We start from the raw sequence: 22,884 nt of genomic DNA on the forward strand, positions 1-22,884 counted from the left end.
TGTCAGCGCCGTCGCGTACCGTGAAGTAGACCTTCACAGCCGTGCCCTGTCGCCTGAGCGCTGTCGTCGTCCGGCGGCGGCGCCGCGGGCCCCACCCCGAAAGGAGACTCCGGTGCCGGTCCTCCCCGGAGCCGAGCCGTACCGCCACGAGGGCGGCGAGATCGGCGTCCTGCTGTGTCACGGTTTCACCGGTTCCCCGCAGTCGTTGCGCCCCTGGGCCGAACACCTGGCGGAGCGCGGTCTCACGGTCTCCCTGCCGCTGCTGCCCGGGCACGGCACCCGCTGGCAGGACTTGCAGATCACGGGCTGGCAGGACTGGTACGCGGAGGTGGACCGGGCGCTGCGGGAGCTTTCCGAGCGGTGCTCCCGGGTCTTCGTCTTCGGCCTGTCCATGGGCGGCGCGCTCACGCTGCGGCTCGCCGCGAAGCACGGGGACGCGATCAGCGGCCTGGTGCTGGTCAATCCGCTGAACAAGTTGCACGGCGTCGCGCCGTACCTGCTCCCCGTCCTGCGGCACTTCGTGCGGTCCACGCCGGGCATCGCGAGCGACATCGCGAAGGAGGGCGCCGTCGAGGTGGGTTACGAGCGGGTGCCGCTCCAGGCGGCGTACTCCCTGCGGAACCTCACCCGGCTCGTGGACGGCGACCTCCCGCAGGTCACCCAGCCCCTGGTGCTGCTGCACAGCCCGCAGGACCACGTGGTGAGCCCGGCCGACTCGGCGCGGATCCTCAGCCGGGTCTCGTCCACGGACGTCACCGAGATCCTGCTGGAACAGAGCTACCACGTCGCGACGTTGGACCATGATGCGGAGCGCATCTTCGAGGAGAGTTACGCGCTGATCGGCCGGCTGGCTCCGCACGCGGATCTGAAGGGGAGCATGACCGGTGGCTGAACAGCACGATGCGGACCGCGAACCACAACCCATCGACGAAGAGGCGGCCTGGGCCGCGATCGTGGCGGGATACGGCGAGGAGCCGCCGGACCCACCGGGCGCGAAGCCCTTCAAGTCCGTGGAGGACCTGGCCCGATTGGAGGGCCAGGTGAACGAGTCGCCGCACGCCCTGCGGAAGAAGAAGCCGGAGGGCGACGACGGGACCGATCCCGCCGACCCCGCGGGCGCCGGTGCGGGTGCCGATGCCGGCGCCGGTCCGGACGACGACGGGCCCCGGCTCGGCAGTTCGATCACCTTCGCGCCGGGTGTCGGCGGCGCCGGCCCCCGTGACTACTCCGTCGCCGAGCCCAAGGACGACGACCTCGACGAGACCGACGAGGGCCACTTCGTGCCGCCCGAGCCGCCGCCGCTGCCGGAGGCGGACGTCACGGCGAAGTTCGCCTGGCTCGCGGTGGTCGGCGGCCCCGTCCTGATGCTCCTCGCGGTGCTGCTGCGGTGGGAGATGACGTGGTGGCTCACCACGCTGTCCGTGGGCGGCTTCCTCGGCGGCTTCGTCACGCTGGTGGCCCGCATGGCGAGCGGCGACGACGAGGAGGACGACGACCCGGGCCGCGGCGCGGTGGTCTGAGCCGCGGCCCTCCACGGCGCGACACCTTCCAAATGCCGCGCTCCCTCCTGCCGAGTGCCCCGCCTTACCCTGCGCCCAGGTGAGGCTTGCTCGCGTCCGTGCGGGCACCGGGCTGCCCGACGACCTCGCCGTTCCCCTGCGGGAGCGTTGGTCTCTACCGGCACAATGTGGCTTGTCGCGCAGTTCCCCGCGCCCCTGTTTCGCTCCACCCGTCGTTTCACTGCTGCCCGATGGGGCTTGCCCACGCCCGAAGGGCGGGGCAATCAGGGGCGCTGGGGTCCCCCCACGTCCGCAGGGCACAGGGGCGCGGGGAACTGCGCGACAAGCCCACCACCGGGCCGCAGAGACCAGCGCACCCGCAAGGAGCACGGCGGCAATGTCCACCAGCCCGGGCGGAGCCTAAGACGCGGGGATTGTGAGCGTCGCCAGCACCGGCAGGTGGTCGCTCGCGGCAGCCAGGTCGCGCGAGGAGACGCCGGCCAGCCCGGAGGGCACCCCGCAGGTGTGGACCTCGACGCCCCTGCTAGCGAACACCGCGTCGATCCGCTTGCGCGGTGCCGACTGCGGAAAGGTGTGCTCGCCGCCCCACGGCGCAACCGACCAGCAGTCCTGGAGGTCCGCCGCCACGAGGCGGAAGCCCTCGCCGTCCGGCTCCTCGTTGAAGTCGCCCGCGGCGACGGCGTACGGCGTGCCGAGCCCCGCCAGCCGGTCCAGCAGCATCCCGGCCTGCGCCCGGCGTTCCGCGGCCTCCAGGCTCAGGTGGGCGCTGATGGCGCCGACGCGCGCCGCGGGCCCGAAGCGTACGACCGCGGTCGCGAAGCCGCGCCTCGGCAGCCCCGGGGCGAGCGGCAGCAGGACGTCCTCGGTGCGCTCCACCGTCGCCCGCAGCGAGCAGAGCAGCAGCGGCCCCGCGGCGGTCGCGCCGCCGGTCAGCACGAAGAGGTCCGCCTTCGCGGCGAGGCGGGCGGCGTGCTTGCGCCAGCGGAAGAAGCGGGGCGCCTCCTGGACGAACACGAGGTCCGGGTCGGTCGCCTTGATCACTCGGGCGAGGGCGTCCTCGTCGTCGCGCATCGAGCGGATGTTGTAGCTGAGCACCCTGACGACGGCCGAGCCGTCGTCATTCGTACGGGAGTTGGGCAGCGCATGGTTCACGGACATGCGCCCATCTTTGTGGCTGGGCCCGGCCGACGGGCGACCTTTCGGCAGGGCGCACGGGACGCACCGGTCAGGTGCGCCCCGTGGGACCAAGGCGTCAGCCCTGGCGGGCGAGGTCCGCCGCGCCGACGAGGCCGGCCTTGTTGCCCAGCTGCGCGGCGAGCACCTGCGCGTGCGGACGCCACTGCGCGCCGATCAGCCAGCGGCGGAAGGACTTCCGGATGGGTTCGAGCACCAGCTCGCCCTCGTCGGAGACACCGCCGCCGATGATGAAGGCGGACGGGTCGAAGAGGGAGGCGAGGTCGGCGAGGCCGGCGCCGGCCCAGCGGGCGAGTTCGCGGAAGGAGTCGACGGCGACCGGGTCGCCCTGCCGTGCCGCGGCGCTGACGTGCTTGCCCTCGATGCCCTCGACGGTGCCGTCCCCGAGGCCGAGCAGGACGGCCGCCTGCTCGGGGGTGGCCGCGGCGCGCTGGCGGGCGTACCGCACCAGGGCGCGCCCGGAGGCGTACTGCTCCCAACAACCCTGGCTGCCGCAGCCGCAGAGCAGGCCGTCGGGGACGACCCGGACATGGCCGAACTCGGCGGCGACGCCGAAGCGTCCGCGGCGGAGCTTGTTGCCGATGATGATGCCGCCGCCCAGGCCGGTGCCGAGGGTGATGCAGATGACGTCGTGGTGGCCCTGGCCCGCGCCGAAGCGGTACTCGCCCCAGGCCGCGGCGTTCGCGTCGTTCTCGACGACGACGGGGAGGCCGACGCGCTGCTCGACCTTGTCCTTCAACGGCTCGTGCCGCCAGTCGATGTTGGGCGCGAAGATGACCGTGGCCCGCTTGTCGTCGACGTAGCCGGCGGCGCCGATGCCGACGGCCTCGATGTCGCGGCCGGTGCCGGCGCCGGCGACGGCGGTGCAGATCGCGTCGACGATCGCGGCGGGCGTCGACGGGGTGGGCACCGTGTGGGTTTCGAGGATGGTGCCCTCTTCGTCGACCACACCCGCAGCGATCTTGGTGCCGCCGATGTCAACACCGATGGTGAGTCCCATATGTCCCTCAATTTCAGGTCGAGCCCCGCTAGGGAGAACCGTACCGGAGGGACTGGGGGGCGGCGGGTGGCCTCAGTCGAGGTCGATCTGCTCGCCGGGCCCCTGCTCGTCGTCGGGCTTCCGCTCCGGCTGCTTCGCCGCCGGGTCGGCGGAGGGGTCGGCGGCGCGCTGCGTCCAGCGGTGCTCGTGGCCCTGGACCGCGGAGCGGTACGCGGCGAGCAGTTCGCCGCCGGCCGCCGCGAGGTGGTCGAAGACCTGGGGGTTGCGCTCGATGACCGGCTCGACGGCGGACTTCGCCTGGTTCACGAACTGCTGCACCGCGCTCTGCGCGGCCACCCCCGGCAGCGACGTCTGGAACTCGGAGACCTTGTCGGCGACGGCCCCCAGGAGCTTGCGCAGCTCTTTGGCGGCGGAGCCGGGCGGCGTCCCGTACTCGGCGCGGCGGCGGGCCTTCTCCTCTTCGAGGTCCTCGGCGCACGCGTCGGCCCAGGCGTCGGCGTCGAGGTCGGGACGCTCGGTGGCATCGCTCATGGCGTACTCCTGCACGGGGCTTCGGCTGCGGTTCGGCTGCGGTTCGACTGTGGTCTGTGCGTACGCTCGACGGTACCCGAAGGCGCGCCGGCCGTTCAGCGCCCTGCGGGCCAGAGCCCGGGGTCGGGGGTGAAGCGGAGGGTGAGGACGCCGTCCGCGAGGGCCGCGCCGGAGACGGTGCAGCGGCGCAGTGCGGACGGCAGGGGGACGATCCTTCGGAACGGGCCCACGGTGAGGACGAGTTCGTCGCCGCGGCGCACCAGGCCAAGGCCCTCCTTCGAGGCGCCGGGCAGCGGGATCGACCAGACCAGGATGCCGTCCTCGTCGCGCCGGTCCTCTATGTCCGCCTCAAGCGCTCCAGGCAGGTCGGTCGCCTCAGGCACGTGCGGTACGTCGAGCAGCGCGAGGTCGTCGAGGCCGCGCACCTCTCGGCCGGCGTGTGCGACCTCGTGGACCTCCGTGCCGCTCCCCCACGCGCCGTGCCACTCGTCCAGGCACTTGGCCTGCTGGGCGGCGAGGCCGGCGAGCCAGGTGTCCGGGGAGTGCGCGGGCAGCATCCGGTTGGCGACGACGGTCTCGACGCGCAGCCCGTGCAGGGCGAGCCCGGGGCGAGCGGCGCCCAGGGCGTCGTTCGCCGCCGGCCCCGGCTCGGCCACCAGCCGCAGCGCGGTGCCGGGGTCGTTGATCAGCGCCTCGACGGCGGACAGTTCCCGGTCCCAGCGCGCGGCCGTCTCGTACAGCCACTCCGCCGGCATGGGCACCCCGGCGAGTTGGGCGAGGACGGGCCGCAGGGCGCGGGCGGCCTGCCGCTCGGGCGGCAGGAGCCGGCGCAGATAGCGGCGCAGTTGCTCGGGCAGCGCGAGCAGGGGAACGCTCTGGGCCAGCGGCGGCAGATCGACGACGACCACGTCGTACGAGCCCCCCGCCGAGCCGTCCGTCAGGCCGCCCGCCGCCCGCGCCACCGCACGCAACAGGGCGAACTGCTCGCTGCCGGGCAGCGGCGTCAGCTCCTCCTCGGCCAGCCGGGCGGCCCCGAGCAGGTCGAACAGGGCCGCGCCGCGGTCCTGGAGCGCCAGGAACTCGGCCCGGAAGTCGACCTCGGCGTCGATCCGCGCGGCCCACAGACCGGGGGCGCACTCCTTCGGCGTGCGGGCGAGCGGCGTCCCGAGTACGTCCCCGGGGTCCGGCGACAGCAGCAGGGTGCGGCGCCCGCCGCGGGCCGCGGCCAGCGCGGTCGCCGCGGCGATCGTGGTACGGCCCGCGCCGCCGAGGCCGGTGACGAGGACCGTGCGCATCAGAGGGCGGGTCCGCTCTCGACGCGCTTCTTCAGGCCGTCGAGGGCGCGGTCGATGATGACCTTCTCGGCCTTGCGCTTGATCATCCCGAGCATGGGGATCTTGACGTCCACGGTGAGCTGGTAGGTCACCTCGGTGCGGTCGCCGCCGCCGACCGGCCGCAGCGTGTACGAGCCGTCCAGGGCGCGCAGCATCTGTGACTTCACCAGCGTCCAGCTGACCTGGTCGTCACCGCTCCAGGTGTACTCCAGGGTGTGGTCGTCCTTGATCGCTCCGGCGTCCAGGACCAGCCTGACCTGCTCGGCGCGGCCCCGGTCGTCCCGGGAGACCACCTCGGCCTGCTTGACCTCGCCGGTCCACTCGGGATAGCGGTCGAAGTCGGAGATCACTCCCATGACGTCGGCCGGCGCCGCCTCGATGGTGATGCTAGAGCTGGTGTGTTCCGCCATCGCAGCGGCTCCTTCAGTGCGGTACCGACCCGGGGTGAATGTAGGTGTGAAGGCTATCGCGCCCGGGAGGGGCCCGGCCCCCGACCCCGGCCCCGGTCGCCGCACCGCCGGACGGTCACCAGCTCAGCGTCCAGGGCCGGCCGGAGGAGGCGAAGTGCCCCACGTTCACGCACTCGGTGGCGCCGATCCGCATCCGGGGCACCAGCGGCTGGTGGACGTGGCCGAACAGGGCGTAGCGGGGCCGCGTCCGGTGGATCGCGGCCAGGAGCGCGCCGCTGCCGCGCTCGAAGCGGCGGGCGACGGTGTCGTACGTCAACTCGGGCACCTCCGGCGGGATGTGCGAGCAGAGCACGTCGACGTCGCCGAGCGCCTCGACCTTGGCCGCGTACTCCTCGTCGGAGATCTCGTAGGGGGTGCGCATCGGGGTGCGCAGCCCGCCGCCGACGAAGCCGAAGACCCGGCCGCCGATCTCGACCCGCTCGCCGTCGAGGACGGTGACCCCGGGGCGGGCGTACTCGGGCCACAGGGTGGGGATGTCGACGTTCCCGTAGGTGGCGTACGTCGGGGTGGGGAAGGCGGCGAACAGCTCCGCGTACTGGCGGCGCACGGCCTGCTCGATGGCGGTGTCGCGGTCCGCGTCGAGTTCGGCCCAGAGCCGGCGGCCGAGCTCGCGGGCCTCGTCGAAGCGGCGGGCGGTGCGCAGGGAGACGATCAGGTCGGCGTTCTCGACCCCGAAGAGGTCGGGGAAGATGCCGCGGGAGTGGTCGGCGTAGTCGAGGAAGAGGACGAGGTCGCCGAGGCAGATCAGGGCGTCGGCGCCGTTCCCGGCGGCGGCCAGGTCCGCGGCGTTGCCGTGGACGTCGCTGATCACGTTCACCCGTGTACTCGTTCGCGGGCCCGTCCGCGTACTCACCCGTGCACCCGCCCGTGCGTTCACTCGTGCCTCCCCTGTGATCACCGGCGATCACCTCTGATCACCCTAGAACCCCGCCCGTCCGTGGGACAGGGTCGTTCTTCCGGCTCGCACCGCGCGTGGACTACCGTGGGATTGCTCTGCGCGGAGCACGGTCCGCCGTGTGACGCACGGAACATCTGGTCGGAACCCCCTATCCGGAACTGAGTACTGGTGGGTAACGTCCGGGCAGTCCAGTCGTGCTCACCCCCCGGGAGCACCCTGCCCGATCAGGCCGGCGCACCCCACAGAGCCGTGGCACCGGCGCCCGATGAGGAGCAGCAGTCTTGCGCGAGTTCAGCCTTCCGGCCTTGTACGAGGTCCCCTCCGACGGCAATCTGACCGACCTCGTCCACCGCAACGCGGCTCAGCACCCCGACGTCGTCGTGATGGGCCGCAAGGTCCCGGACGGCTGGGTCGACGTCACCGCCAGGGAGTTCCTCGCCCAGGTGCGGGCCGCCGCCAAGGGCCTGATCGCCGCGGGCGTGGAGCCCGGCGACCGGGTCGCCCTGATGTCGCGCACCCGCTACGAGTGGGTGCTACTGGACTTCGCGATCTGGTGCGCGGGCGCGGTCGTCGTCCCGGTGTACGAGACCAGCTCGCCCGAGCAGGTGTCGTGGATCCTCTCCGACTCGGGCGCGGTCGCGCTGGTCGTGGAGAGCGATGCGCACACCGCAGCGGTGGAGTCCGTACGGGGCGGGCTGCCGCAGCTGCGGGAGGTCTGGCAGCTCTCGGCGGGCGGCGTGGACGCGCTGGTGACGCTGGGTGCGGAGGTCGACGACGCGACCGTGGACGCGCGCGCCGCGAGCGCGAAGGCGGACGACGTGGCGACGATCGTCTACACCTCGGGCACCACCGGCCGCCCCAAGGGCTCGATCCTCACCCACCGGGCGTTCTTCGCGGAGTGCGGCAACGTGGTGGAGCGGCTGAAGCCGCTGTTCCGCACGGGTGAGAGCTCCGTGCTGCTCTTCCTGCCCGCGGCGCACGTCTTCGGCCGGATGGTCGAGGTGGCGGCCGTGATGGCGCCGATCAAGCTGGGCACCCTGCCGGACATCAAGAACCTCACCGACGACCTCGCCACCTTCCGGCCCACCCTGATCCTCGGGGTGCCGCGGGTCTTCGAGAAGGTCTACAACGGGGCGCGCGCCAAGGCGCAGGCCGACGGCAAGGGGAAGATCTTCGACCGGGCGTCGCGGACGGCGATCGCCTACAGCCGCTCGCTCGACACCCCGCAGGGCCCCTCGCTCGCCCTCCGGCTCAAGCACGCGCTCTTCGACAAGCTCGTCTACCGCAAGCTGCGCGCCGTGCTGGGCGGCCGGGGCGAGTACGCGATCTCCGGCGGTGCGCCGCTGGGCGAGCGCCTCGGGCACTTCTTCCGCGGCATCGGCTTCACGGTGCTGGAGGGGTACGGGCTGACCGAGTCCTGTGCGGCGACCGCGTTCAACCCCTGGGACCGGCAGAAGATCGGCACGGTCGGCCAGCCGCTGCCGGGCACGGTGGTGCGGATCGCCGACGACGGCGAGGTGCTACTACACGGGGAGCACCTCTTCGAGGGGTACTGGAACAACGGCGAGGCGACCGCCGAGGCGATGGCGGACGGCTGGTTCCACACCGGCGACATCGGGACGCTCGACGAGGAGGGCTACCTCGCGATCACCGGCCGCAAGAAGGAGATCCTGGTGACCGCCGGCGGCAAGAACGTGGCCCCCGCGGTGATCGAGGACCGCATCCGGGCGCACGCGCTGGTCGCGGAGTGCATGGTGGTCGGCGACGGGCGGCCGTTCGTCGCCGCGCTGGTCACGGTCGACGAGGAGTTCCTGGGCCGGTGGGCGGCGGAGCACGGCAAGCCGGCCGGCTCGACGGCGGCGTCCCTACGGGACGACCCGGACCTGCTGGCAGAGGTCCAGCGGGCGGTGGACGACGGCAACGCGGCGGTGTCCAAGGCGGAGTCGGTGCGCAAGTTCCGCATCCTGGGTGCGCAGTTCACCGAGGAGGACGGCCACATCACGCCGTCGCTGAAGCTGAAGCGGAACGTGGTGGCGAAGGACTTCGCCGAGGAGATCGAGGCCATCTACCACGGCTGACGGCCCGAAGAACACGGCTGACGGCCCGAAGAGGCCAAGAGCGGCGCCCGCCCCCGTACGCATACGACGGTCGGGCGCCGCTCAACGTTTACGCGGCTCAACGTTCGCGCGGCTCAACGTTCACAGCAGCGCGCGCAGCCGCTCCGCCAGCAGGTCCCAGCGCCAGGTCTCCTCGACCCAGCGCCGCCCGCGCTCGCCCATCCGCCGCCGCAGCTCCGGGTCCTGGAGCAGCGTCACGATCCGCTCGCCCGTCTCCGCCACGGCCGCCTCGTCCGTACCGCCGCGCACGACCCAGCCCGTCTCGCCGTCGAGCACCGCGTCCGGCGCCCCGCCCGAGTCGCCGGCGACCACCGGCAGGCCGGTGGCGGACGCCTCCAGATAGACGATGCCGAGCCCTTCGACGTCCAGTCCGCCGCGGCGGGTGCGGCACGGCATGGCGAAGACGTCGCCCGCGCCGTAGTGCGCCGGCAGTTGCGCCCACGGCACCGCGCCGGTGAAGCGCACCGCGCCGGCCACGCCCACCTGCTGCGCCAGCTTCCGCAGGTCCTGCTCGTACGGGCCGCCGCCGACGACCAGCAGGACGGCGTCCGGGACGCGGGCGAGGATCCCGGGCATCGCGCGGATGAGGGTGTCCTGCCCCTTGCGCGGCACCAGTCGCGAGACGCACACCACCACGGGCCGGTCGCTGAGATCGAGTTCGGCGCGGACCGCGGCGCCGCCCGAGTCCGGGTGGAAGGTCTTCTCGTCGACCCCGGGCGGGAGGTGGACCATGCGGCCGGCCGCTTCCGGGGTGAGGGCGGCGGCGATCCGGGACCGGGTGTACTCGCCCAGGTACGTGATGGTGTCGGTGCCCTCGCCGATGCGGCGCAGCAGCGCGCGGGAGCCGGGCAGTTGGGCCCAGCCCGCCTCGTGGCCGTGCGAGGTGGCGACGAGCCGGCGCGCGCCCGCCCGGCGCAGCGCGGGGCCCATCAGCCCGAGCGGCGCCGCGGCGCCGAACCACACCGACGTACAGCCGTGCTCCGTCAGCAGGGAGGTGGCCCGGGCGGTGACGCGGGGGGTGGGCAGCAGCATCGTGGTGCGGTCGCGCACGACGGTGAAGGGCTGCTCCGCGTCGAAGGCGGCCGTCGCCTCCGCGCCCTCGGGCCCGCGCTTCCAGGTGGAGGCGTACACGACGAGCCGATCGGGCTCCAGCCGCAGCGCCATGTTGTGCAGGAACGCCTGGATGCCACCGGGCCTGGGCGGGAAGTCGTTGGTCACGATCAGGGTCTTGTGCATCGTGCGCCGACAGTACCAACCGTGCCGGGCCGCCCCCGCGCGGCGACCCGTCGGCCCCGCCTGACCCCGCGCGCCCGCCCCCGCCCGGCATCATGAGGCTTTGCATATCGCCATCAATGCCAATGAAGGGCGCGAAAGGTCTATGACGGGCAGAGGGTACGGCGGGGTGCGGTGTATCCTCGCGGTGTGGGTCCTCACCAGGGCCGCGCTGCTGCTGTTCGTCACCAAGGCGGTGATCTTCCCCGGACCGGACGTGACCTCGGACGTGTCCGTGATCTACCGCGGCTGGTACGAGGTGCTGCGCACCGGCACGTTCCCGCTGGGCGACGTCGCCTGGCAGTACCCGCCGGCCGCGGCGCTCCCGGTGCTCTCCCCCGGCCTGCTGCCCTTCCTCGACTACGCCTCCGCCTTCTTCGTCATCGCGCTGCTCTCCGACGCCGTGGTGCTCGCCCTGCTGCTGTCCGCCGGCCGCCGCCCCGGGCGCCGGACGCACGGCTGTTGGGTGTGGGTGGTCGGCGTCCCGCTGCTCGGCCCCACCGCGTACGCCCGCTACGACCTGGTGGTCACCGCGGTCGCCGTCGCCGCGCTGCTCGCCGGTCCGCGCCGGCCGGGAGCGTTCGGCGCCCTCGCCGCCTTCGGCGCGCTGCTGAAGGTCTGGCCGGCGCTGCTGCTCGCGGCGGCGCCCAGGCGGGCGTGGTGGAGCGCCGCGGTCACCGCCGTCGCCCTCTCGGCGGCCTTCCTGCTCGCCGCGCCCGGGGCGTTCGCCTTCCTCACGTACCAGCGCGAGCGCGGCACGGAGGTCGAGTCCCTGGGCGCCCTGGTGTTCCACGCGGCGCGGCTGCTCGGCGGCTGGGACGGGCAGGTGCTGCTGAACTACGGCTCGGTGGAGTTCCTGGGCCCGTACGTGTCCACGGTGTCGACCGCCGCGCTGCTGCTGGCGCTCGGCGCGCTGGCGTGGCTCGTGGTGTGGCGGGTGCGGGCCCGGCTGACGGACGCGGGACCGGGCACGGCTGCGGACGCGGCGCTGACGGCGACACTGCTGTTCACCACCACGAGTCGGGTGATCAGCCCGCAGTACCTGGTGTGGCTGGTGGGCCTCGCCGCGGTGTGCCTGCTGCACCGCGGCAGCCGGATGTCGCTGCCGGGCTGGCTCGTCGTCGCCGCGGCGGCGGTGACGGTGCTGGAGTTCCCCGTCTTCTTCGCCCGGGTCGTGGCGAGCGATCCGCTGGGCGTGCTGCTGCTCGCCGTGCGCAACGGGCTGTTGGTGGCGGCGACGGTGACGGCGTGCCGTCGGCTGTGGCGCGCGACGGTCCCCCGCCCGGCCGACCCCGGACCGCTGCCCCCGGTGCGGCGTGCGACGGGCACTAGTCCAAGCGTTGGCGGAGGTAGTCGCGCCAGCGTGCGGTGAACTCGGCGGTGTCCATGTCGAGCACCCGGGACAGCTCCCGGTCCACGGCGCCGGCGGGGTCCCCGCGCTGCCGGCCCACCGCGTGGTACAGCTCAAGCAACGCCTGCTCGCCCCAGCGTCCGACGATGAACTCGCAGGCCAGCCACCCTCCTTCGTACGCCACGGCGAGGGTCTCCGGATCGCTGCCGAAGGAGAAGTCGGCCTCGGTCGGCAGCGCGTCGGGCAGGTCGCCGGAGCGCACGGCGCGCTGGATCTCCGGGGCGATCTGCCCGGTGGTGCGGGCCGTGTCCCGGTAGGCGACCCAGTCGGCGAAGCCTTCGGAGAGCCACATCGGGGTCGTCGGCGTGGTGCGGGCGCGGGTCGCCACGTGCGTCGTCTCGTGGGTGAGGACGACCTGCTGTCCGTAGCGGTCCAGCGCGTCGTACGCGCCGGGGTTCACGATCACCCGGTCCGCCGGCACCGCGTGCGTGCCGCCCGTCTCGCCGGTGGTCACCGCGGCGATGCCCCGGTAGCCGGCCCCCTCGGAGCCGAGCAGCGCGCCCATCCCCTCCAGCGACGGCGGCACGAGGACGACGACCCGTTCGGCCCACGGCGAGCGCCAGGCGCGGGAGACCGCGGGCACCGCGCGGTCGGTGGTGTCGGCGAGGGCCCGCAGCCGGTCCGGCTGCTGGCCGACGGCGAGCACCAGCGAACGCTGGCCGTGCACAGCGGCCACCGGGCCCTGCTGCCACAGCTGCTGCGCCGTGCCCTTCGCCGGGCGGTCGGCCGTGACGTACCAGCGGCCGTCGCGCAGCCCGAGTTCCATCGCGCGGGCCACCACCACGGGTGCGGTGTCGTAGTCGGCGATCCGGTAGTGCAGTTCGACGTCGGCGTACGCCTTGGCGCCGTCCCGCCGCACCGTGCCGACCCGGTACGCCCACTCCCCGATCGGCACGTCCGCCAGATTGCGGAACTGCCGGCGCTCCTCGGCCCGCAGCTCGCTCTGCTCGGGCCCGCAGGAGGCCAAGAACGCCTCCTCGTCGCGGTCGAGGAGGGCGGCAGCGCGGGCGTTCAGGGTCTCCTGCACGGAGTCGACGGTGTGGTGCGACGCCTCGGGAGCGGCGGTACAGGCGGGCACGAGGGCGGTGGCGAGCCACAGGGCCGCCGTCCGTCTCGTCACCGTGCGTCCACTGTGTCCGCTGCGTACGCCCCGTACGCGCTCACCGTTCGCCACGCCGCTGATCGTACGGAACGCGAGTGGCGTCAGGGACGGGTGACCGAGGAGATCGGCATCATGCCGACCGGGTCGGCGCGCACCGCGGCCCCGGGGTAGGGGGCGTGCACGACCCGGCCGCCGCCCACGTACATCCCGATGTGGCTGGCGTCGTCCCGGTAGGCGACGAGGTCGCCCGGGCGCGCCTGGGACAGCGGGACCTGTCGGCCGGCGAGCCGCTGGGCCTGCGAGGTGCGGGGCAGCCCGACGCCGGCCCGGGCGTAAGACCACTGCATCAGCCCGGAGCAGTCGAAGCCGGCGGGGCCGTTGGCGCCCCAGACGTAGGGGCGGCCGATCGCGCTGCGCACGGCGTCGACCGCGGCTGCGGCGCGCCCGGACGCGGCGCTCTCGCCGGCGGCGGGGCCCAGGGCGTCCCGGTCGGAGCGGGAGGCCCGGTCGTGGGCGGCGCGTTCGGCGGCCGACAGGGAGTTCAGCAGCCGCTGCGCCGCGGCGAGCTTGTGTTCCACGGTGCGCTTGTGGCGGGCGAGGTCGGCCCGGCTGCGCTCCCACGCTTCGAGGTCGTGCCGGGCCTCGGTGCGCTGCTGGCCCAGGGCCCGCTGGGCGCGCAGGAAGTCGCGCAGCGCGGTGGTCTGGCGGGCGCCGGTGCGCTCCAGGAACTCGGCGTGCTCCAGATAGCTCTCGGGGTCGGCGGAGAGCAGCAGCATCAGCGCGGGGTCGAGGCCGCCGGAGCGGTACTGGGCGCCGGCGACGGCGCCGAGCGCGCCGCGCAGCCGGTTGACGCGCTCCTGGCCGCGGGCGACGGCGTCCTGCGCGGCGGTCACCCGGGTGCGCAGCCCGCCGGCCCGTTCGCCGGCCTCGTTGAAGCGCTCGGTGGCCCGCTCGGCCTCCTCGAACAGCCGGTCCACGCCGGCGCGGGTGGCCTCCGGGGAGGAGTGCGGCTCGGCGGTCGCGGGCGCGGCGCCGAGCGCGGCGGCCGTCGCGGCTGCGGCGGACAGGACGGTGACCCGGGCGCCGTGGGCGGGGCCGGGTTGCGGGGGCCGTCGATGGGACGCCACGGGCCGCGCTCCTTCTGCGTACGACAGTGGTGCGCGGCAGACAGTAGCCGGCGGCTGCCCGCCGACCAACGACCCGCCGGCCGGGGCGCGGTGGGGTGGACGGGGAGTGCACAGGTCACCGGCCGAACGCGGGGCTGCGGTGCGGCGGGGAAATCGCCCGTTCGGGCGCGGCGCCCGAACGGGCCTTGCGCGCGGCCCTCGGTGGAGCTATATGCGAACGCCGAACTTGAACGGCATGTTGTTGATGGACTCGTACCGCACGACGGCGCCGGTGCGCGGCGAGTGCAGGATCTGGCCGTTGCCCGCGTAGAAGCCGACGTGGTGCAGGTCGTCGTAGAAGAAGACCAGGTCGCCCTGTTTGAGCTGGCTCTGCGAGTAGATCCGCTGGCCGGCGTTGGCCTGGGCCTGGGAGGTGCGCGGGATCTGGACGTCCGCCTGGGCGAAGGACCAGGAGGTGAAGCCGGAGCAGTCGAAGGAGTTGGGGCCCGTCGCGCCCCACACGTACGGCTTGCCGATCTTGCTCACGCCGGCGGCGTACGCGGCGGCTGCGCGGCTGGAGGCGGGCTTGGTGGCCTTGTCGGGCTTGCCCGGCTTGTCGAGGTCCGGGCGGGCGGTGGTACCGGCGCGGTTGGCGCGGGTCTCCTCCTCCTTCAGGGCCTCGCGCTCCTTGGCGGTCAGCGAGTTGAGCAGCTTCTGCGCCTCGTTCAGCTTGCCCTGCACCTGGCGCTTTTGGGCACCGAGTTCGGTACGTGCCTCGGCGAGTTCGGTCAGCTTGGTCTGGGCCTCCTTGCGCTGCTGCGCGAGGGCCCGCTGCTTGGACTGGATCTCGTCGATCGAGTCGCTGTGCTTGCTGCCGAGCTGGTCGAGCGCGGACGCCTTGTCGAGGTAGGTGTCCGGGTCGGCGGAGAGGAAGAGCTGGAGGGAGGGGTCCAGGCCGCCGGAGCGGTACTGGGCGCTGGCGACCGTGCCGAGGTTGTTGCGCAGGGTGTTCAGTTCCTCCTGGCCGCGGGCGACCTTGTCCTGGAGGCCGTCGACCTGCTTCTGGAGCTTGGTCTGCTCCTCCTTGGCGCCGTTGTACTTCTCGGTGGCCTTCTCGGCCTCCGCGTACAACTTGTCGACCTTCGCCTTCACCTCGTTCTTGCCGGGCTGCGGGGCGGCGTTGGCGCCCTGCGAGGTCAGGGCGACCGCGGCGGCTGCGGTCGCGGTGAGGACGGTGACGCGGGTACGGCCCGGCTGCTTGGCTCGACGGTGGGACGCCACGGAGGCGGGCTCCTTCTTCCTCAAGGCCGCCTGCCGGCGTGGGGAGAGACAACGCCCCCCGGCTCCGCGGTGCCAGCTCCCCCGGACTTCGCTGTACGCACGGACGGCGGTCCTTCGCTGTCACCCCGGGTGGGCGATCAACCGCGCGAAGGTTCGACGCCTGACCCTAGTGACCCGCTTGTGATCACTTCAAATCTTCCGGCGAAAAAAATCCCGTCACCCGAGCATTCTTTACTCTGATCACACACTGTGTCATGGGTACTTGACCGTACGTCCCGACCCACGGGGCAACAAAGCGGTCATACGCTGACACCAGCCAGCAAAGCCGCCCAACAGTGCATCAGGTGCGGGAAAGCCGCTTCAGGAGCAGAAGGGAGGCAACCGGACGGGCACCGGCCCTGGCGACCCCGTCGGCGACCTCGCGATCGGTGGACGCGACCACCACGGGCCGCCCCGGCGGCTCGGCCCGGACGAGCTGGCGGATCAACTCGTCCGCGGTCACCCCCGGTTTGGAGAAGAGCACCCGCACCCCGCGCGGCGGGGCGAGCAGCACGGGCGCGGCCAACTCGGCGCCGTCGAAGACGCAGGTGACCTCCGCGCCGGTCTGGGCGGCGAGCACGGAGAGCCCGCCGAGCAGCCGCAGCCGCTGCTTCTCCAGCGGCATCGTGGGATAGCCGGTCTTGGTGACGTTGTAGCCGTCCACGACCAGATGGACCTGGGGCAGCGACAGCAGTTGGTCCAGGAGCGCCGGGTCGGTCTCCGACAGCGCGCGGGCGGCAACGTCCTTGGGCGTCATCCGCCCCGGCTCGACGGCGTCCACCGTGTCGGCGGGGTGCACGGAGACGGGCGGCAGCGCCAACTCGCGCCGCAGCCCCTGGGCCGCGTCCAGGACCGTGTCCAACAGCAGCCGCAGCCGCATGTCCTCGATGGAGCGGCCCTCGCGGGCGGCGCGGCGCCCGGCCTCGACCGCCGCCTCCGCCTCCCCCAGCCGCGCCTTGAGCCGTCGGGTCTCACTCTCGGCCGCGGACACCTGGGCCGCGGCGTCGGCCCGTACGGAGTCGATCTCGGCGGCGGCCCGGCGCAGTGCGGCCTCACCGCGCTTGACGTCGCTCTCGGCGCTGCGCAGCTTGCGGCGAAGCGATTCCGCTTCCTTGCGGGCCGTCTCCAGCTCCGTGCGAAGCCGCTCGGTCTCGCTCTTGGTGAGGGCGCGCGCCTCGGACAGCTCGGCGCGCAGCCGGTCCTGCTCGCGCCGCCCGGCCTCGTCGGCGCGCTCGGCGTCCGCCCGCTGGGCCTCTTCGCCCGCGGTGGCCACCAGCTTCACCCATCCGGTGGGCCGCAGCACGTAGGCCGCCGCCGCCACGTCCAGGGGATCGGCGGCGGCGGGCGGCGAACCCGCGGTGAGCGCGGCGCACAGCTCCGGCTGGAGCTGTGCGATCCGCTCGCCCACCCGCTGGCGGAACACCGGGTCGCTCTCCAGCGTCGCCGCCATCGCGTTGCCCGCGAGCTTGGCGCGCCGGGAGGGGGTGAAACGGGCGTACTGCCGCAGCTGGGCCGGGAGTTCCGCAACGGTCAGCCCGCCGAAGACGTCCGCGACCAGGGTCACGACCCTGCGCCGCACGCCTTCCGGCAACGGCCTTTCGAGCGCCTCCGCGGCGTCGTCGGCCGCACCGGCCGGTTCGGCGCCGCCCTCAGGCTGCTCCACGATCCGTCACCCCATTACCCGTTCGCCCGTCACCGATCCGGGCGCGGCCCCTCAGGAGGTCGCGCCCGGCCTGTCCACCAGTTCGATCTGATCCACGGCGTTGCACCAGCGGCAGCGCACCGACTCGATGGTCTCACTCACCACCTCGCGCTCCTCGACCGTGGGCTGCCCCGCGAGGTCCAGATGGACGTACTCCACCACCTTCGACGAGCGGGTCACGTCGAAGCGGGTCAGGTTTCCGCAGAGGGTGCAGCGCCAGCGGGTGTCAGCCGTGGGAGAGGGAACCGTCGTCATCGTTCCGTCCGTCCTCATTTCTTTGACGTTCCTTGACGTTCATGGGCTTCTCTTGGGCGTCTCTTGGCCTTCGCCAGCACGTGTCGACACGCTTCCACGTGCGCCGACGCCCTGAGCGCCGTCGACTTCCTCGACCTCGGTGGCGGCTTGGAGCCGCCCGCCACGCGCGGTCGCCGCGGTGCGCCTTCGAACTGCGGGTGTACTGCTCGTAACTCTATGGCCTCACGGGGCTCCCGGGGCACGGCGAGGCACCCTGTACCACCATGGACCGTTCCGTCATGATCTGTCCCGTGACCCTTTGGCAGTCGGTGCCGTCGGCGGTGGGCCGGGCGCTGCGCGGTGCGGTCCGGGGCGGCACCACCGGCCCCGCCGTGACCTCCGGCGTGATCGCCCTGTGCTGCGCGGTCTTCCTCGTCAGCCCGGTGTCGGGACTCAACCCCTCCTACGGGAGCGGGGACGCACTGCTCGCCGCCCAGAGCCGCTACTTCGAGCAGTGGGGGGTGATCCCGGCGCACCTCACCGGCGGCGCCGCCGACGCCCTCGTCACCCCGCTCACGGCGCTCTTCGTCCACGGCAACTGGCTCCACCTCCTCGGCAACATGCTCTTCCTGCACGTCTTCGGCGCCATGACCGAAGAGCACTTGGGGCGGTTCGAGTACACCCTCTTCTACCTCGGCACGGGCTATGCGGCGCTGGTGGCCTACGCCGCCGCGAACGCGGAGTCCGAGCAGACCCTGGTGGGCGCCTCCGGGGCGATCTCAGGGGTGCTCGGGGCCTTCCTCTTCCTCTTCCCCAGGGCCCGGGTCACCAGTCTCTTCCCGTTCCTCTTCTTCCTTCCGCTGCGCTTCCCCGCCTGGGTCGTGCTGGTCTTCTGGTTCGTGCTCCAGTGGCTGGCCGCGTCGGGGGCGGGCGAGGGCGGCCCCGGGGTGGCCTACCTGGCCCATCTGGTGGGGTTCGGAGCGGGGTTCCTCTACGCCTGGGGCCGCTTTCGACGGCCGGCTACAGTGAAGGTCCCAGCAGCGGCGACCGAGGGAGAAAACCAGCCGTGATCACCGCGATCGTGCTCATCAAGACCAGCGTGGACCGCATCCCCGAGATCGCGGACGCCATCGCAGCGCTGGACGGGGTGAGCGAGGTCTTCTCCGTCACCGGCACCTACGACCTGATCGCCATGGTCCGGGTCGCCCGGCACGAGAACCTGGCGGACGTGATCCCCGGCCGGATCAGCAAGGTCGAGGGCGTGGTCGGCACCGACACGCACGTCGCCTTCCGCACGTACTCCCAGCACGACCTGGAGGCCGCCTTCGCCATCGGCCTCGACTCCTGACCGCTGCGCCGCAGCCCCGCAGCCCCACGCCCCGCACCCGCTCCCCGGCACCGCACTCCCCCGCACCACTCCCCTAGCACCGGGTCCCACCCGCGACAGTCGGATGAAGAAATCCTCATCTTGTCCTCATCCGCTTGCGCCGGTCCGGCTCCCACCATCGACACCATGGTCTTCTCCCATCGCATCGCGGCCCTTGCCGCCGTCGTCGCGATCCCCCTCGGGATCGCGGTGACCAGCTATGCCCTCACCGACAACCCAGACTCGAACAAGGTTCCGCCGAAGGTGCGCCTGGAGACCGGTACGCCGTCGGGCTCGCCCGGCACCCCCTCACAGGCGCCCAGCGCGCCCGCGACGACCCCCGGCGACGAGACCGTCGCACCGCCGGTGAGCGAGAACCCGGCGGGCGACGACGACGCCCCCTCCAACGGCTCCGGCAACGGTTCCGGCGGCACGGGCACCGGCTCCGGCGGCAACGGCACCGGTTCCGGCGGCAACGGCTCGGGCGGCAACAACAACACGAACCCGGGCAACGGCAACGGCGGGGACGACGACGGCCCGGGGGGCGACGACTACGGTGACGACGGCTGATCCAGTACGCCGTTGGGTCACCGCACGGCTCCAGATCGTCTCCGCACGGGCGCGCATCCTGCTGTGGCTGCTGATCGTGATGACGGTGGCCCTGGCCGCGGTCGCGCTGGCCACCCGCTCGGTGCTGCTGCGCGACGCGGACCACCGGATCAACGGGCTGTTGGTCCAGGAGACGAACGAGTTCGCCAACTTCGTCCGCCAGGGCGTCGACCCCGACAACGGACGCAAGTTCACCGACCCCAACCCGCTGCTGCGGGTGTTCCTGGCCCGGCAGTACCCCGACCCCGACGAGGAGCTGATCGGCCTGGTCCAGGACCCCGGCCGCGGCTTCGCCGTCAAGCAGCAGTCCCGGGACCAGCGGGTGCCCCACCCCCTGGTCAAGGACGAGGCCGCGATGACGGCGATATTCCACTCCGGGGACTCGATGGGCACGCTCAACCGCCCCGAGGGCGAGATCCGCTGGGCCAAGGTGCCCATCGAGGGCGCCGGGGGACAGCTGCCGGCCGCCTTCGTGGTCGCCATCCACCCCGCCGCCGAACAGTCCAAGGCCACCGACGTCTTCCACATGCTGCTCGGGATCTCCGGCGTGGCGCTGCTGATGACCACCGGCATCGGCTGGGTCGTCGCCGGCCGCATCCTGCGCCCCGTACGCCTGGTGCGCACCACCGCGGCGCAACTCACCGAGCAGGACCTGACCCAGCGCATCCCGGTGCAGGGCCGGGACGACATCGCCGCACTCGCCCAGACCTTCAACGGGATGCTCGACCGCCTGGAGCGGGCCTTCGCCGCCCAGCGGGAGTTCGTCGACGACGCCGGCCACGAGCTGCGCACCCCGATCACGATCGTGCGGGGCCATCTGGAGCTGATGGGCGACGACCCCGTCGAGCGCGAACAGACGGTCCGGATCGTGATGGAGGAGCTGGACCGGATGAGCCGGATCGTCGAGGACCTGCTCCTGCTCGCCAAGGCGGAGCGGCCCGACTTCGTCTCGCCCGAACCGGTGCAGCTCGGCGAGCTGACCGCGGACGTCTTCGTGAAGGCCCGGGCGCTCGGCGAGCGCGACTGGCACCTGGACCAGGCCGTGGACGCCGAGGTCCTGCTCGACCCCCAGCGCATCACCCAGGCGATGGTCCAACTGGCGCAGAACGCCGTCCAGCACACCGTCCCCGGGCAGCGCATCGGCATAGGATCGCGCGACGGAGACGGCACGATCGAGCTGTTCGTCGCCGACAGCGGCCCCGGCGTCCAGCCCAAGGACTCCGAAGTGATCTTCGAACGGTTCCGGCGGGGCACCTCGCGGCGCGGCTCGCGGGCGACCGGTGCGGGGCTCGGACTCGCCATTGTGAAGGCCATCGCCGAAGGGCACGGTGGACGCGTGGAGCTGCGCCCCACGGACGGCGGCGGCGCCACCTTCGTCCTCGTACTGCAGAAGGAAGCGACGTCGTGAACCGGATACTCATCGTCGAGGACGAGGAGCGCATCGCCGCCTTCGTGGAGAAGGGCCTGCGCGCCAACGGCTTCACCACCTCCGTCGTCCACGACGGCGACGCCGCCTTCGACTACGCGGTGACCGGCGGGTTCGACCTGGTGATCCTGGACATCGGGCTGCCCGGCAAGGACGGCTTCACGGTGCTGCGCCAACTGCGCGAGGCCCAGGTCTCGGTGCCGGTGATCGTGCTGACCGCCCGGGACTCCGTACGGGACACGGTGGCCGGCCTGGAGGGCGGCGCGGACGACTGGATGACCAAGCCGTTCCGCTTCGAGGAGCTGCTGGCCCGGGTGCGGCTGCGACTGCGCACCGCCGCCCGCGCGCCGGAGGTCACGGTGCTGCGCAACGGCGAGTTGACGCTCGACCTGCGGACCAGGCGCGCTCGTTCGGGGGAGCGCACCGTGGACCTGACGGCGCGCGAGTTCGTCCTCCTGGAGCTGTTCCTGCGCCACCCCGGACAAGTGCTGTCGCGCGAGCAGATCCTGTCCCACGTGTGGGGGTACGACTTCGACCCCGGGTCGAACATCGTGGACGTGTACGTGCGGGCGCTGCGCAAGAAGCTGGGGCCCGACCGGGTCGAGACGGTCCGGGGCATGGGGTACCGCCTGCCCGAGTGAGCCCGGGCGCACCGCGACGAAGACGAAGCCGTACGGCACTCAGGGGCTGTACGGCTTCTTCATGTTCCGCTCCCCCGTACGGCGCAATCGTCACACCGCCGCGTCGCCTTTGGTGAAGTTCCTTTCATCATCGGCTCATGAAGTGCTCACCGCGCCCGTGAACCCTCTATGACGTGACACTGAACCTGCGACAAGCCGTGACCCTCTGCGTGGCGCTCAGCATCTGCGCGCTGCTCGTGGTGCCCGGCAACTTCCCCGGCCTCAGCGGTGACGCCAGGATCACCCTGGCCGTCTTCGCCTTCGCGACCTGCGCCTGGATCGGCACGCCGATCGACGACACCTACATCGCGCTCGGCGCGGGGCTGGCGCTCACCGCGACCGGGGTGATCAGCAGCGACACCCTCTTCGGGACCCTCGGCGACGACACCGTCTGGCTGCTGATCTGCGCGTTCGTGCTGGCCGCCGCGGTCACCAGGACCGGGCTCGCCGGCCGGGCGGCGGCGTTCTTGGTCACCGGTGCCCGCAACGTGCGGCAGCTCGTCCATCTGACGACCGCCGCGCTGGTGGTCACCGCCTTCGCGGTGCCGGCGACCTCCGGACGGGCCGCGCTCGCGCTGCCGGTCTTCATAGCGCTGGCGAAGGCGCTCGCCGACCGCAAGCGGCTCGTGGTCATGCTGGCGCTGCTCTTCCCCACGGTGATCCTGCTGTCGGCGGTGGCCACCCTGATCGGCGCGGGCGCCCACCTGATCACGGTCTCCGTGCTGTGGGAGTCCGCGGGCGAGCGCATCGGCTTCGCCGAGTGGCTGCTGCTCGGACTGCCGCTCGCGGTGGTGTCGTCCCATCTGGCGGCCGAGGTGGTGCTGTTCACCACCACGAAGCGGGCCGACCGCAAGGGCGCGGTGCACATCACCGCCGAACACATCCAGGAGCACACCGAGCACCCCGTCACCGGGCCGTGGTCGCAGGCGGAGGCGCGCTGCGCGCTGCTGCTGGCCACCGTCGTCGTGCTGTGGTGCAGCGAGCCGCTGCACCAGGTGCCGCCGGCCGTGGTGGCGCTGATAGGGGCCGTCGTCGCCGCCTCCCCCGCACTGGGCACCGTGAACCTCAAGGACGCGCTGAAGACCGTGCCGTGGTCGCTGCTGCTCTTCATGGCCGCGACGATGGCGATGGGCCTGGCCCTCGCCGACTCCGGGGCGGCGAAGTGGCTGGTCGGCGGGGTGCCGTTGGACCTGCCCGCCTGGGCGTTCCTCACCGTCGTGGTGGTGGTGTCCACGCTCGCCCACCTGGTCCTGCAGTCCCGCTCGGCGCGCTCCTCCGTGCTGGTGCCGCTGGTGGTGGCCGCCGCGGTGGGAGCCGGGGTCAATCCGGTCGCCGCCGCGCTCGCGTCCACCGCCGCGGCCGGGTTCTGCCACACGCTGCCCGCCTCCGCGAAGCCGGTCACCCTCTTCGCCGACATACCGGACGTCCCCACCTACACCCCGCGGGACCTGCTGAAGATGTCCGCCGTCCTGGCGCCGCTGACCGCCGCGCTGGTGCTGCTGTTCGCCGTCGCCGTCTGGCCGCTGCTCGGCGTGCCCCTCACCCCCTGACGCCCGACGCCTCCGACTTCTCCTCACCCTCACTCGTACCGG

22 protein-coding genes are annotated in these 22,884 nt (G+C 72.8%); 10 read left to right on the forward strand and 12 right to left on the reverse strand.

The window, feature by feature from the left end:
- Positions 1-112 precede the first annotated feature (112 nt).
- Positions 113-892: an alpha/beta fold hydrolase gene (locus ABZ842_RS28080; RefSeq protein ID WP_361542471.1), complete on the forward strand. Its 780-nt coding sequence runs from the start codon at positions 113-115 to the stop codon at positions 890-892.
- On the forward strand, positions 885-1,520 hold the full coding sequence (locus tag ABZ842_RS28085; RefSeq protein WP_361542474.1) for a hypothetical protein: 636 nt from the start codon (positions 885-887) through the stop codon (positions 1,518-1,520). Before ABZ842_RS28080 ends, ABZ842_RS28085 begins: the two co-directional genes overlap by 8 nt.
- 399 nt (positions 1,521-1,919) lie before the next feature.
- On the opposite strand, the gene ABZ842_RS28090 is transcribed toward ABZ842_RS28085, so the two are convergent.
- The 6 genes from ABZ842_RS28090 to ABZ842_RS28115 form a co-directional block, all read right to left on the reverse strand.
- Complete coding sequence (locus ABZ842_RS28090) at positions 1,920-2,678, reverse strand: endonuclease/exonuclease/phosphatase family protein (protein ID WP_361542477.1); 759 nt, start codon at positions 2,676-2,678, stop codon at positions 1,920-1,922.
- 94 nt (positions 2,679-2,772) lie between these two features.
- Positions 2,773-3,714 carry an ROK family glucokinase gene (locus tag ABZ842_RS28095; RefSeq protein WP_361542480.1) on the reverse strand — a complete coding sequence of 314 codons (942 nt, stop codon included), beginning with the start codon at positions 3,712-3,714 and terminating at the stop codon, positions 2,773-2,775.
- A gap of 72 nt (positions 3,715-3,786) precedes the next feature.
- Positions 3,787-4,245 carry a DUF5304 domain-containing protein gene (locus ABZ842_RS28100; protein WP_361542483.1) on the reverse strand — a complete coding sequence of 153 codons (459 nt, stop codon included), beginning with the start codon at positions 4,243-4,245 and terminating at the stop codon, positions 3,787-3,789.
- Between the two features lie 95 nt (positions 4,246-4,340).
- Positions 4,341-5,540: an ArsA-related P-loop ATPase gene (locus ABZ842_RS28105; protein ID WP_361542486.1), complete on the reverse strand. Its 1,200-nt coding sequence runs from the start codon at positions 5,538-5,540 to the stop codon at positions 4,341-4,343.
- Positions 5,540-5,989 (reverse strand): SRPBCC family protein, encoded by a 450-nt coding sequence (locus tag ABZ842_RS28110; RefSeq protein WP_361542489.1) that lies wholly within the window; start codon positions 5,987-5,989, stop codon positions 5,540-5,542. The genes ABZ842_RS28105 and ABZ842_RS28110 overlap by 1 nt, the downstream gene beginning before the upstream one ends.
- Positions 5,990-6,104: 115 nt before the next feature.
- The gene (locus ABZ842_RS28115; protein ID WP_361542619.1) at positions 6,105-6,860 is read right to left on the reverse strand and encodes a metallophosphoesterase; all 756 of its coding nucleotides are present in this window, start codon (positions 6,858-6,860) and stop codon (positions 6,105-6,107) included.
- Between the two features lie 368 nt (positions 6,861-7,228).
- Between ABZ842_RS28115 and ABZ842_RS28120 the strand changes: the two genes are divergently transcribed.
- Positions 7,229-9,025, forward strand: a complete 1,797-nt coding sequence (locus ABZ842_RS28120) for an AMP-dependent synthetase/ligase (protein WP_361542492.1) — start codon at positions 7,229-7,231, stop codon at positions 9,023-9,025.
- 120 nt (positions 9,026-9,145) lie between these two features.
- Here ABZ842_RS28120 and ABZ842_RS28125 read toward each other — a convergent pair whose 3' ends face one another.
- Positions 9,146-10,300 carry a glycosyltransferase family 4 protein gene (locus ABZ842_RS28125; protein ID WP_361542495.1) on the reverse strand — a complete coding sequence of 385 codons (1,155 nt, stop codon included), beginning with the start codon at positions 10,298-10,300 and terminating at the stop codon, positions 9,146-9,148.
- 142 nt (positions 10,301-10,442) lie between these two features.
- Between ABZ842_RS28125 and ABZ842_RS28130 the strand changes: the two genes are divergently transcribed.
- The gene (locus ABZ842_RS28130; protein WP_361542498.1) at positions 10,443-11,708 is read left to right on the forward strand and encodes a glycosyltransferase 87 family protein; all 1,266 of its coding nucleotides are present in this window, start codon (positions 10,443-10,445) and stop codon (positions 11,706-11,708) included.
- Here the strand turns inward: ABZ842_RS28130 and ABZ842_RS28135 are convergent.
- The 5 genes from ABZ842_RS28135 to ABZ842_RS28155 form a co-directional block, all read right to left on the reverse strand.
- On the reverse strand, positions 11,665-12,921 hold the full coding sequence (locus ABZ842_RS28135; RefSeq protein WP_361542501.1) for a hypothetical protein: 1,257 nt from the start codon (positions 12,919-12,921) through the stop codon (positions 11,665-11,667). The genes ABZ842_RS28130 and ABZ842_RS28135 overlap by 44 nt on opposite strands.
- A 29-nt stretch (positions 12,922-12,950) precedes the next feature.
- Positions 12,951-13,976, reverse strand: coding sequence for an NlpC/P60 family protein (locus ABZ842_RS28140; RefSeq protein ID WP_361542504.1), 1,026 nt, complete (start codon positions 13,974-13,976; stop codon positions 12,951-12,953).
- 207 nt (positions 13,977-14,183) lie between these two features.
- A complete protein-coding gene (locus tag ABZ842_RS28145) occupies positions 14,184-15,236 on the reverse strand; it encodes an NlpC/P60 family protein (RefSeq protein ID WP_361542507.1) in 1,053 nt (350 codons plus the stop codon).
- 340 nt (positions 15,237-15,576) lie between these two features.
- Complete coding sequence (locus ABZ842_RS28150; protein ID WP_361542510.1) at positions 15,577-16,938, reverse strand: NYN domain-containing protein; 1,362 nt, start codon at positions 16,936-16,938, stop codon at positions 15,577-15,579.
- Between the two features lie 51 nt (positions 16,939-16,989).
- Positions 16,990-17,232, reverse strand: coding sequence for a hypothetical protein (locus tag ABZ842_RS28155; protein ID WP_361542622.1), 243 nt, complete (start codon positions 17,230-17,232; stop codon positions 16,990-16,992).
- A gap of 278 nt (positions 17,233-17,510) precedes the next feature.
- Here ABZ842_RS28155 and ABZ842_RS28160 point away from each other — a divergent pair, with 278 nt between their 5' ends.
- The 6 genes from ABZ842_RS28160 to ABZ842_RS28185 all read left to right on the forward strand — a co-directional run bounded on the left by ABZ842_RS28160 (position 17,511) and on the right by ABZ842_RS28185 (position 22,842).
- Positions 17,511-18,281: a rhomboid family intramembrane serine protease gene (locus ABZ842_RS28160; protein ID WP_361542625.1), complete on the forward strand. Its 771-nt coding sequence runs from the start codon at positions 17,511-17,513 to the stop codon at positions 18,279-18,281.
- Positions 18,278-18,559: an Lrp/AsnC ligand binding domain-containing protein gene (locus tag ABZ842_RS28165; RefSeq protein WP_361542513.1), complete on the forward strand. Its 282-nt coding sequence runs from the start codon at positions 18,278-18,280 to the stop codon at positions 18,557-18,559. Before ABZ842_RS28160 ends, ABZ842_RS28165 begins: the two co-directional genes overlap by 4 nt.
- Positions 18,560-18,724: 165 nt before the next feature.
- A complete protein-coding gene (locus tag ABZ842_RS28170) occupies positions 18,725-19,147 on the forward strand; it encodes a small secreted hydrophilic protein (RefSeq protein WP_361542516.1) in 423 nt (140 codons plus the stop codon).
- The gene (locus ABZ842_RS28175) at positions 19,134-20,594 is read left to right on the forward strand and encodes an ATP-binding protein (RefSeq protein ID WP_361542519.1); all 1,461 of its coding nucleotides are present in this window, start codon (positions 19,134-19,136) and stop codon (positions 20,592-20,594) included. Before ABZ842_RS28170 ends, ABZ842_RS28175 begins: the two co-directional genes overlap by 14 nt.
- Entirely contained in the window at positions 20,591-21,253 is a 663-nt protein-coding gene (locus tag ABZ842_RS28180; protein ID WP_361542522.1) for a response regulator transcription factor, read from the forward strand. The genes ABZ842_RS28175 and ABZ842_RS28180 overlap by 4 nt, the downstream gene beginning before the upstream one ends.
- Positions 21,254-21,426: 173 nt before the next feature.
- Positions 21,427-22,842: an SLC13 family permease gene (locus ABZ842_RS28185; RefSeq protein WP_361542525.1), complete on the forward strand. Its 1,416-nt coding sequence runs from the start codon at positions 21,427-21,429 to the stop codon at positions 22,840-22,842.
- The last annotated feature ends 42 nt before the right edge of the window (positions 22,843-22,884 follow it).

Source organism: Streptomyces sp. NPDC047315 (assembly GCF_040643215.1).
Lineage (GTDB): Bacteria > Actinomycetota > Actinomycetes > Streptomycetales > Streptomycetaceae > Streptomyces.